10 protein-coding genes are annotated in these 10,401 nt (G+C 73.2%); 3 read left to right on the forward strand and 7 right to left on the reverse strand.

Annotated elements, in window-relative coordinates:
• Positions 1 to 102: 102 nt before the first annotated feature.
• The 6 genes from ACFU7Y_RS31030 to ACFU7Y_RS31055 form a co-directional block, all read right to left on the reverse strand.
• On the reverse strand, positions 103 to 2,433 hold the full coding sequence (locus ACFU7Y_RS31030; protein ID WP_380770386.1) for a heavy metal translocating P-type ATPase: 2,331 nt from the start codon (positions 2,431 to 2,433) through the stop codon (positions 103 to 105).
• Positions 2,434 to 2,643: 210 nt separating this feature from the next.
• Positions 2,644 to 3,075, reverse strand: a complete 432-nt coding sequence (locus ACFU7Y_RS31035; RefSeq protein WP_224274901.1) for a CBS domain-containing protein — start codon at positions 3,073 to 3,075, stop codon at positions 2,644 to 2,646.
• A gap of 625 nt (positions 3,076 to 3,700) precedes the next feature.
• Positions 3,701 to 4,507 (reverse strand): hypothetical protein, encoded by an 807-nt coding sequence (locus ACFU7Y_RS31040; protein ID WP_224274900.1) that lies wholly within the window; start codon positions 4,505 to 4,507, stop codon positions 3,701 to 3,703.
• Between the two features lie 44 nt (positions 4,508 to 4,551).
• Positions 4,552 to 4,836 carry a DUF1540 domain-containing protein gene (locus ACFU7Y_RS31045; RefSeq protein WP_224274898.1) on the reverse strand — a complete coding sequence of 95 codons (285 nt, stop codon included), beginning with the start codon at positions 4,834 to 4,836 and terminating at the stop codon, positions 4,552 to 4,554.
• Positions 4,837 to 5,256: 420 nt separating this feature from the next.
• The gene (locus ACFU7Y_RS31050; RefSeq protein ID WP_380770387.1) at positions 5,257 to 6,636 is read right to left on the reverse strand and encodes a nicotinate phosphoribosyltransferase; all 1,380 of its coding nucleotides are present in this window, start codon (positions 6,634 to 6,636) and stop codon (positions 5,257 to 5,259) included.
• A gap of 511 nt (positions 6,637 to 7,147) precedes the next feature.
• The gene (locus ACFU7Y_RS31055; protein ID WP_380770389.1) at positions 7,148 to 7,636 is read right to left on the reverse strand and encodes a universal stress protein; all 489 of its coding nucleotides are present in this window, start codon (positions 7,634 to 7,636) and stop codon (positions 7,148 to 7,150) included.
• A 434-nt stretch (positions 7,637 to 8,070) separates the two neighbouring features.
• Between ACFU7Y_RS31055 and ACFU7Y_RS31060 the strand changes: the two genes are divergently transcribed.
• The 3 genes from ACFU7Y_RS31060 (at position 8,071) to ACFU7Y_RS31070 (ending at position 9,518) form a co-directional block, all read left to right on the forward strand.
• Positions 8,071 to 8,583, forward strand: a complete 513-nt coding sequence (locus tag ACFU7Y_RS31060) for a nucleoside-triphosphatase (protein WP_380770388.1) — start codon at positions 8,071 to 8,073, stop codon at positions 8,581 to 8,583.
• Positions 8,584 to 8,609: 26 nt separating this feature from the next.
• Positions 8,610 to 8,915: a hypothetical protein gene (locus ACFU7Y_RS31065; RefSeq protein ID WP_224274892.1), complete on the forward strand. Its 306-nt coding sequence runs from the start codon at positions 8,610 to 8,612 to the stop codon at positions 8,913 to 8,915.
• Between the two features lie 405 nt (positions 8,916 to 9,320).
• A complete protein-coding gene (locus ACFU7Y_RS31070) occupies positions 9,321 to 9,518 on the forward strand; it encodes a helix-turn-helix domain-containing protein (RefSeq protein WP_263454464.1) in 198 nt (65 codons plus the stop codon).
• An 89-nt stretch (positions 9,519 to 9,607) separates the two neighbouring features.
• Here the strand turns inward: ACFU7Y_RS31070 and ACFU7Y_RS31075 are convergent, their stop codons facing one another.
• Positions 9,608 to 10,267 (reverse strand): hypothetical protein, encoded by a 660-nt coding sequence (locus tag ACFU7Y_RS31075; protein WP_224274884.1) that lies wholly within the window; start codon positions 10,265 to 10,267, stop codon positions 9,608 to 9,610.
• Between the last annotated feature and the right edge of the window lie 134 nt (positions 10,268 to 10,401).

A 10,401-nucleotide genomic window follows, 5' to 3' on the forward strand; every position in this document is an offset into this window, starting at 1 on the left:
ACGGCCGCCTTACCGCCGGACGAGTGTAGGCCGATCAGCCCACCGAAGAACCTGTAAGCCAATCAGACGAACCACACCTAATTCCTGATAGACCCCGTTCGGTCAGTGTGCGAGGGAGAAGTAGTTCTCCTCCTCCTGGGCGAAGTGCAGGCGCAGCACGCTGTGGAGGCCGTAGAGGCAGGCCCGCAGGTCGTCGAGCTGTTCGTCGCGCAGGTGGCCGTGGTTGGTGTCGGCGAGTTCCAGGTGGGTGGCGACCCGGCGGGCGAGGCGATGGATCTCGGTGTGGGCGCGGCTCATGGTGGCGGTGGCCTCCGGCCCGCCGAGGGCGGGGGCGAGGGCCGGATAGAGCTGGTGCTCCTCGGCCAGTTCGTGCGGCAGGAGCTGCTCGGTGAGGAGCCGGTCGACGTGGCGGACGGCGTGCAGGGCCTGCGGGCCGGTGGTGTCGGCAAGCTGGTCGGCTGCTTCACGGACGGCTTCGATGACCTCGCGCAGGTCGTCGTGTTCGGCGGCGAAGTGCCGGATGAGCTGTTCGGTGGCCGGTTCGATGGCGGGCAGGGCGGTGCGGTCGAGGCGTAGGGCGCGCAGGGCGTTGAGGATGACGGCGACGTCGATGGCTTCCTGGAGCAGGGCGCCGACGGCGGGCGGGAGCAGTCCGTACGCGGCGGCCACCATGGCGGCGAGGGAGAGCAGCATGCCGCCGAGGGCGCTTTGGACGGCGATGCGCCGGGCGCGGACGGCGATGGTGGCGGCGTCGGCGAGGCGGTCGACGCGGTCTGTGGTCAGGACGATGTCGGCGGCTTCGGAGGAGGCGCTGGAGCCGCGGGCGCCCATGGCGACGCCGACGTCGGCGGCGGCGAGGGCGGGAGCGTCGTTGACGCCGTCGCCGACCATGACGGTGACGGCGTGCTCGCGTTCGGCGCGGACGGCGGCGACCTTGTCAGCGGGGGTCTGCTGGGCCCGGACGTCGTCGAGGCCGAGGACGGCGGCGATCTCGTGGGCGGGTTCGGCGCGGTCACCGGTGAGCATGAGCAGGCGGGTGGTGCCGGCTTCGCGCAGGCGGCGCAGGGCGCGGGGGGCGTCGTGGCGGAGCGGGTCGCGCAGCAGGATCGCTCCGATGGGCTCACCGTCGACGGTGAGCCAGGCGACGGCAGCGCCGTCCAGGGTGGCGCGGTTGTCGGCGGCTTTGGCCCATGCGGGCCGGGCGGCGTCGTCGTGTTTGCCGACGCTCACCACCGTGCCGTCGACGTGGCCGGTGGCGCCGCGGCCGGGCTCCTCGGCGACGTCGTGTGCGGGCAGGAGGGTCAGGCCGCGGGCGTGGGCTTCGTCGGTGATGGCCTGGGCGAGGACGTGTGGGGAGTACTGGTCGACGGAGGCGGCCAGTGTGAGGACTTCGGTCGCGTCGTGGCCGGGGGCGGCAGCGATGTCGATGACGCGGGGGCGGCCGGTGGTGAGGGTGCCGGTCTTGTCGAGGACGAGGGTGCGGGCGCGGCCGAGGGTTTCCAGGGCGGCGCCGTCGCGGATGACGACGCCCTGGCGGGCGGCGCGGGACAGGCCGGAGACGATCGCGACCGGTGCGGCGAGCAGCAGCGGGCAGGGGGTGGCGACGACCAGCACGGCCACCGCCCGCACCGCCGATCCGCTGAGCAGCCAGGCCAGGCCGGCCACGGCGAGGGACAGCGGCAGGAACCAGGCGGCGTACCGGTCGGCGAGCCGGATCACCGGGGCGCTCTCGGCACCGGCCTGCTGCGCGAGGCGGACGATCTCCGCGTACGTACTGTCGGCTTCGGTGGCGGTCGCGCGCAGGTCGAAGGCGCTGCCCGCGTTGACGCCGCCGCTGCGGATCGTCTCTCCGGCCGCCCGCTCGGTGTGCGCCGACTCCCCCGTCAGGACGGACTCGTCCAGGACGGCGGTGTCGCTCTCGATCCGGCCGTCGACCGGGACGACCTCGCCGGGCCCGACCACCAGGAGGTCACCGACCCGGACCTCCGAGAGGGGGACGGTGCGGACCTGGTCACCGGTACGGCGGCGGGCCGAGCGCGGGGCGTGTTCGAGCAGGTGGCGCAGGTCGTGGGAGGCGCGGCGTTCGGCGGCGGCGTCCAGCCAGCGACCGGTGGCCAGCATGAGCGCGATCAGGGCTCCGGCCAGGTACTCGCCGGTGGCGAGAGTTCCGGCCAGAGCGAGGACGGCGATCAGGTCGACCCCGGCCCGGCCCCGGCGCAGAGCGCCGATCACCCAGGCGAGAGAGGGGATGATCGCCACCGCGGTACCAGCGGCCCAGCACACGTCGGCGAGCGTCCCCGCCCCGGCCAGCCAGGCGACCCCACCGGCGGCCAGGGCCGCGCCGGTCACCGCGAGCAGCGCCGCCTCCAGCCGGTCGCGCAGGCGGTGAACCGTGCGGCGCGCCGTCTGCGTGTCGTCGTGCAGCTCACTCATGCCAAGCCTCCGATCCTCCAGTCCACCGAACCCCACGGCGTTGCTCGGGGACCAGGGGCCTTCGGGCCCGTCACGGGAGCCGGACGCCCTGGGCCAGGGCCTCCTGGTGGCTGGTGGTCCTACCGTCCTGTGACGGCGACTTCCCTGCTGCCGCCCTGGGGCGGCGGCGTTCGTCGGGTTCCGCCTGTGTGCCCGGCAACCGATGAGCGGTTACGGAAGGCTCTGGCGCGGGGAGCAGACGGCTCCGACGAACTCGCCGATCTCGTGCCGGTCCAGGTGCCGTGCGATGTCGGCCTCGCTGATCATGCCGACCAGCCGGTGGGCGTCGATGACCGGCAGGCGGCGGATCCGGTACTCCTCCATGAGCCGCAGGACCTCGCCCTGGTCGGCGTCCGCGTCGACGGTGACCGGTTTTCCCTGGGCGAGTTCGCCGGCGGTCGTGGTCCTGGGGTCCCGGCCCTCGGCCAGGCACTTCACCACGATGTCGCGGTCGGTGATGATCCCGTGCAGCCGGTCGTCGGCGCCACAGATCGGCAGCGCACCGACGTCCAGTTCGCGCATCCGCTGGGCCGCGGCCTCCAGCGTTTCACTCTCCTGCACGCAGGTAGCTCCGGTGTGCATGATGTCCCGCGCAGTGCGCATGACCGCCATCCCCTTCGTGGTGTGGGTGCTGGGCCTGTGGGGCGCGCCCCGGCGACTGACCGACCATCGGGATCGCGTCGAATGTGCTGGTCCGTTCCGGCCGGGCTTCGTCGGGCAGCGGCCCACGGACGGGAGCCGTCCCTTCCAGCGTTGTCCCGGTTGTGGAGCCTCCGCATCCCGGGAGTCGGTTGCCGGGCACCTGGCGCGTGCTGCAGGGGAGGGTGCGGCCTTCGTGGCCGTATCCGCCGGCGGTGGTGCTCGGGATGAGCCTGGACATGAGCGCCGAGTCGGTGCGTGGCCGACAGGCGGGTGCGACGCGGCTGCGCTCGTCCGTCTCCGGGCAGCGCGTCCTGGACGGTGCGGTGCGGCCTCGGCCCCGGTTACGTGCGGGGCAGGAGTGTCATGAACCCGTAGTCCATGTGGACCGTGCCGATCGCCCCCATCGAAGCCGCCCCGCCCGGCTCGCTGCCTTCCGGACGGCGAACCGGCAACGGGCCTTGTGGTGCGGCGGTCCCGCACCGCCGCACGTCGACCGGCCGATCGAGATCGCCAAGGTGTGCAGGGAAATGTCGTTCGGCCTCACCACGGCTGAGCCCGATGGACGTGAGCTCAGCGCCCGGCCGGGTCATCGGGCCCTGCGGCCGATGTCGCGGGCGAGTTCGAGGGCGAGGATCTGATCCAGGCGGACACAGGTCTCGAAGCGGGTACCGTCCGGCAGATCCGCCCGTTCCTCCAACGCACGCAGCGCGCGCAGGGCGACCCGCGCGTCCAGTCCCTCGTTCAGGCCGTCGAAGCTCGCCTGGACCATGTCCGCGTCGAGCGACCCGGACGGTACGCAGGCGAGGTCGGCCACGAAGGAGCGCCAGCGGGAAAGCCTGCCGGCGGCATCCGTGAGCGCGGCGGCGGTGAGCCGGACCGGGTCGGTGACGGCATGTTCGAGGAACACCAGGCGCAAGGCGAAGGGATCGTACTCGGGCGCCGGGGAAATGTCCGACAGGTCTGCGGGCAGCTCCAGGCTGCCGTTCGAAAGCTCCGCGGACACCGGTCCGGTGACCAGGACGACTGGGGACCGTGTGCCGGGCCGGCGGTGCGGGCGGCTGGTGACGACCACGTCGGCCGCCACTCGGCCACCATCGTCCGCCTCATGGCACGTGCTCAGCTGGGCGGGTGGATGGATACCGAGTTGGTCGGCGGCGCTCAACAAGGTCCGGACCTGGTCGTCGGAACTGTCCGGGACGACGAGTTCGATGAACACCTGCACGCCTTGGACCTCGCAGGTACGGGCCAGCACGTCGCCGGCGAGCAGGGCGCGCAGGTCCGCGAGGTCGAACCGGTGATCCTGCACGCCGACGGCGACGGCCACGCGCAGGAGTCCGGCCCGGCGCGGACGGATCTCGGCGTGCTCTCCCGTGCGGGCGTCGGTGATGCGCAACAGTACTTCCCTCTCGACTCGACTGGGGCAAGGCGTGGCGCAGGTCAGGCGGGTGCGTAGGTCAGGCAGTCGATGTCGGCCTGGTGGAATCCGACGGCGATGCCCGCGGCGCGGCACTCCAGGCCGACGTTGTGGCGGCAGTCGGACATCTTGCACGCGCCGACCCTGCCGTTGGCGGAGGGATCGCCGCCCTTGGGCGGGGCCTGCAGGTAGGTGTCGCAGTGCGCGTGGCGGGCGTCGCCGACGGTGATGGCCAGGGCGTGGCAGGCGAGGTCCTGGTTGTAGGCGCAGCCTTCGACCGCGCATCCGGTGATGACGGGCATTTCCATGGCGGGGTCCTTCGGTCATGGCGTGCCCCTGCGGCGACGGCCGGTGGCCGGTGTAGGCACGCGGGCCTTCCGTTCGAGCATGGGCAGTGCCGTGATCGGCGGCCACCGGCGTTAGCCCGGCAGGAGCCGCGCGGCGGCTCTCCGTCACGCCGCAGCGTGAGCTCGTGACGATCAAGCGGCTGCGGGGTCGGTGTACCGGTTTCCTGCGGCAGGCTGCGCCCGTGAGGCGGGGCCTGGAGAGGGGTGAAGGAAACGGTCTTCCGCGCGGGACGTCCGTCCGCGTCGCTTCGGGCGCTTGGCCGAGGCGGCCGGGTGGCTCGGCTGCGATGGGCCCGAAGCCCAGGAACGGCATCCTGCCGGGAGCGGACGTCCTGGGGGCAGGAGGAGCGATGGTTGATCCCCTGGTGGTGGGCGTGCGGGTCAGTCTGCCCGTGTGCCCGGAGCTGCCGCCTCGACGCTCCGAAGCCGCTCCTCGCTCCGAAGCCGCTCCTCGATCCGGCGCCGGACGTCGGCGGTGAGCCGGCGAAGCCGCTCCGAGCTCACTGCGTCCGGAGGTTGGGGGTCCGCGAGGCGGCGGGCGTTGGCGGGTAGCTCTGCGAGGTCGGCCCCGAAGGCGGCGCGGGCCTCTGTGAGCGGACGCGGCGGGCCGGTTCGGCGCCCGCCTGCCATGACCTGTTCCAGCAGCGGGCGGGTCCCGGGCGGCGTGGGCTCGTCGCGCAGCGCGACCGTGTCGGCAAAGCCCGGGCCGCGGAAGACCTGCTTGGCACCGGGCTCGGTGACCTTGGCCGTGGACAGCTTCATCATCGGCCGCCCGTCGTACTCCACCAGCTTGTACGCGGCGTCCAGGTACGGTGCGTCCGCCGATACCCCGACGAGCGTGCCGACGGCGAACAGGTCGATCGGTGCTCCGGCGCGGACCAGTTGGTCGATGGCGTAGTCGTCGAGGCCACCGCTGGCCGTGATCCGCACGCTTGGCAGCCCGGCGGCGTCCAGAATCCTCCGGGCCGCAACCGCGAGCGCGCCGAGGTCCCCGCTGTCGAGCCGTATCGCGCAGCCCTCGTGCAGCCCGAGTTCCCGCAGGACTCGAGCCGCGACCGCCACCCCGGCCTCGGTGTCGTAGGTGTCGACCAGCAACGTCACCGGTCCGGGGTGGGAGCGGGCGAAGGCCCGGAACGCTGCGGCTTCGTCGCCGAACGCCTCGATGTACGAGTGCGCCATCGTGCCGACCGCGCGCAACCCGTACGCGTGGGCGGCGGCCACGTTGCTGGTGCCCGCGAATCCCACCATGGCGCCCAGGCGGGCGGCCTGCTCGCCCGCCTGCGTGCCGTGGGTGCGTCGCAGCGAGAAGTCCACCACCGGTCGCCCTGCGGCGGCGAGCACGCAGCGTGCGGCTTTGGACGCCACAGCGGTCTGGTGGCACACCTGGTTGAGTAGGAACGACTCCACCATCTGTGCCTCCGGCAGCGGAGCGGTCACCTCCAGCAGTGGCTCGTCAGCCAGGACGATCCGCCCCTCCGGCACGGCCCACACCTCGCCGCTGAAGCCGAGCCCGAGCAGCGGCTCCACGTCACGGTACGGGCGGCCGAGCGCGGCGGCGAATGCCGCCACGTCCTCCTCGTCGACCCGCACCTGCGCGAGGTGGTCGAGGACCGGTTCAAGGCCCGCCGCGACGAGGAAGCCGCGACCGACCGGCAGCTTCCGTGCGAAAAGGCTGAACGTGGCGGGAGCGGTCATGCCTTCCGCCAGGTACGAGTGGGCCATCATGACCTCGTACAGGTCGGTGATCCGGGCATCCGACACGCGGCACCTCCAGCGGAGCGCCCACCCCACCAGACTCCCACCATCCACAAGGCACGGCAGCACGCGGCTGCACGGCCCTTGGGAGGCATGCCAGGGGGCTGCGGCCCACCCGGATCTCCGGCCACCCGGCCTCCTACAACTTCCCGGCGACCCGCCGACGCGAAGCTTCCCGGGGTGCCGATCCGGATCCGGGACAAGGAGTTCGGCAATCTCTGCCCGACCGCGAAGCGCGGCAGCAGCGACTTCACCCCGCCCCACGGATGCCCGGCCTGTTCGACGTCACGGCCGCCGCAGCGGCCTCGCCGACCTCTCCGACCTCGCCGCCGCCCCGGGCGGCACCTTCACCGCCCGCACCCGCCCCGGGGGCGGCACCGAGGTGGTGTGGCGCGCTCCGCTTTCGAGTGGCTGATCGCCGGCTCGGCGGGCGAAGACCGAGACTGATCAGGATCCAGCACGTCCCCGGCCGCGAGGCGGGGCGTCACGGCGCCCTCGGGGCCGTAGCCGAGGCGGATCAGGATCCGGACGCAGACGCACCGGGGCAGCCGCGCGGGACGACGGCTACCGGGCACCAGACGTGGCGGATCACCGCCCGGGTGACGGGACCGAGGCGGTGGCCGGTGCGGCCGAGCACCAGCAGACCGGCGGAGCGGGCGGCGCTCACCAGCGCGTCGGCGGGGCGGGCGCGCCGGACGTCCGGGACGGCGATCGGCTCCGGGTCGTGCGCCAGCAGCTCGACCAGGGCGCCCTCCTCCGCTTCGGCGAGCAGGGACCGGTCGGCGGCTGAGCGGGACCGCCGGCTCCCGGGCGGGGTCCAGGCGTGGACGGCCCGCAGCGGAGCGCCCGAGCCCAGCGCGGCTCGCCGGGCGAAGGCGAGGACGGCCTCAGCCGGGTCGTGGGCGTCAGGCGCTGCGCGACCGGATCGACCGCGAACTCGGCTGGACGGCTGTGGTCCCGCGCTCGGGCGAGCGGGTGCTGATCCGCTGACTGGACCCGACGTCAGGCGGACGAATCACGGGCAAGCGGCTCGTCGGCCGTTCCCGGCGGCTCGTCCAGCAGCTCGCAGTCCGCCTCGCCGACTGTATCGGGCACTCCGGCTGACCCCGAAGAACCGCATCCGACGGCTCTCCTCGGACATCCCGGCGGCGTGCAGGTCGAGGACCGCCCGATGGTCCTCCGGCCCGAGCGGCCGAAGCTCCACGGTCGTGCCGTCGGCCGGCGAGGCCTCGGCGCTGTCCCACGGCGGGTGGACGCCGGGCATGTCGCCTCCTCGGCCGTCGCCGTGCTGCCTCTCCGGCCTCCGCGCCCACGCCGCGCCCCGCGAGGGCCGACCGGCCCCGCCCGCACCGCCGAACGGCGTTGCGGCCCCGGCGCGCGGGGGGACATGCTGGTCACCGGGGGCCGGCCACCACTCGACCGCCCGATACGGAGTCCGAGATGCCGACCAGGATCCTGCTGGAGGGGCGCCCCGGCAGCGGGAAGACCACCGCGATCCGCCGACTCGCGGCGCTGCTGCCCGCCCGGGAGACCTCCGGCTTCACCACGGAGGAGATCCGTACGGACGGCAGCCGGGTCGGATTCGCGCTGGAGACGCTTGCGGGCGAACGGGCCGTGCTCGCCCATGTCGACTTTCCGGGCCCGCCACGGGTCGGACGGTACGGCGTCGACCTGCGGGTCATGGAGCGCCTGGCCCTGCCGTCCCTGGTGTGGTCGGCGCGAACCCTCGTGCTCATCGACGAGCTCGGGCGAATGGAGCTGGCGTACCGCCCGTTCGAGGAGACCGTCCGGGCCGTGTTCGCCGCCGAGGTCGACGTCGTGGCCACCGTCCAGGCGCAGCACGGCCCGTTCACCGACGCCCTCAAGCGCCGCACCGACGTCAAGGTCCTCCCCCTCACCCGGGCGAACCGCGACGCCCTCCCGGAGCAGCTGGCGGCACGCCTGGGGAGCTGAGGGGACCGCAGGAGAGGAGGCATGCGATGGCACGCCTCCGCAGCAGCTGGAATTCCGCGCTGCTGCGGGCCTCCACCCGCTGGTCCGGGCGCGCCGAACGCCGCGCCGCCTGGACGCGCCGGGGCGTCGAACGGTGCCGCCGCTGGGCGCGCGAGGGTGCCCGGAGGCCTGGCGAGCTGGCACCCCCGTCCTGGTTCGCCATCGCCCTCCCGTTCGGCATCGCCTGGTACCGGGCGCTCGGTGGCACGGCGTGGGCGTGGTGCCGGGCGGCCAGCTGGTCGTACCGTCTCCTCGCCCGCGCGTTGGGCGGACCGGCGAAGACCGGTAGCTGAACGGGCGGCGAGCGGCCCAGCCGTGTGGTGCGCAGACTGCGGGCAGGCCAGTCGGCACAGGAGGGCACCACCGGGCGGGGCCGGATGAGTGCGGACGGCGGTCACCACGGCGAGCGGCGGCGCGTCCCGGTCGAGCCGGACGGCGTACTCGCTCGGCGCGAAGGGCGCTGACCATCACCTTCCACGGCTGCGGCAGGCAGGACCCCGAGGAGTCGACCGTGGACCTGTCCGGCCACGGCCTGCTGCTCATGCCCAGCCCGTTCGCCGGCGCCGACTCGATCGTCCTCACCATCGGTCGCCGCCTCCCGGCAGGCCGCCATCGCCTACCGCGCCGCCTCCTCGCCGACGGCCCCACCCGAACGGGACGCCCTCACCGTACTCGTCGGTCGCGGACGGGCCCGCGCACTGCGCGCGGTCCAGGGCAGCGCCACCACCACCGAGCTCGCCCGCCGCCTCGGCGTCGGCAAGTCCACCGCCTCCGAGCACGCGGCCGCCCTGCGCGCCGCCAGCCTGGTCACTACCCACCGCACCGGCCGCACCGTACGCCACACCACCACCGATCTCGGCCACCGCCTGCTGGCCGCCACCCCGGTCGGCTCGTGACACCGACCGCCGCTGCCCGACCGTGACCGGCCCGGTTCCCGGTCGGGACGACCGTCGACCGTCTTCGGCCCGTCGAACGAGGTGTTTCCCTACGTCGTGGGGTAGCCGATCTCGGCGATGTCCTCGGCAAGGTCCGTGAGGGTCAGCTCGGCGTCGAGGGCACGGATCACGTCATCGGTGAGCGGCCTCAGGGCACAGATGTGCCGGACGGTATCCAGATCGACTGGTACCTCGTAGTAGTCGACGGCGAAGCTCGCGTACGCCTCCGGAGACCGGTCGGTGAGGAGCCGGAACAGCCAGTCGGCCCCGTCGGGGTCGACACGGCCCTCCGGGAAGTCGATCTTCCCCGTCTGCCAACTCTCATCAGTCGTCCTACGCCACAGGCAGGCCGTCACCGTCGGTATGCCGTCGTCGTTGAACACGGGTTCCTCGACGCACGACCGGAACTCTTCGGGAACAGAGTCCACCACGCCCGGCCACACTCCGTCCTCGGCGTAGGGGCTCATCGGCGACTCGTGGTCGAATCCCCGGAGGTACACACCGGCCGGAGCGAAGACGATCGAGTACTCATCCCCCGAACCGTTGCGCATCGACGCCATCTCCTCTGTCCGGGACCACCGCGTGTCGAACGAGTAGTAGCGCGAGGACCAATCGGGACTGAGGATCGCATCCAGCATCGCCAAGGCACGGCAGTGGTCCCGCAGGACGTCGGGATCGGGCAGAGAACGGGCGACATCGTTGACGGTCATGCCGACCATCCAAGCGGGCCCCAGTGACAACCCGCACGGTCGCCGCCGGAGCCACCCGCACCGAGCTCGCCCAGTTGCTCAAGGCGCTCAACCTCGTCGACGCCGTCAACGTGACTCCTCCCCCGGCTGACGCC

Source organism: Kitasatospora sp. NPDC057542, assembly GCF_042801945.1.
GTDB lineage: Bacteria > Actinomycetota > Actinomycetes > Streptomycetales > Streptomycetaceae > Kitasatospora.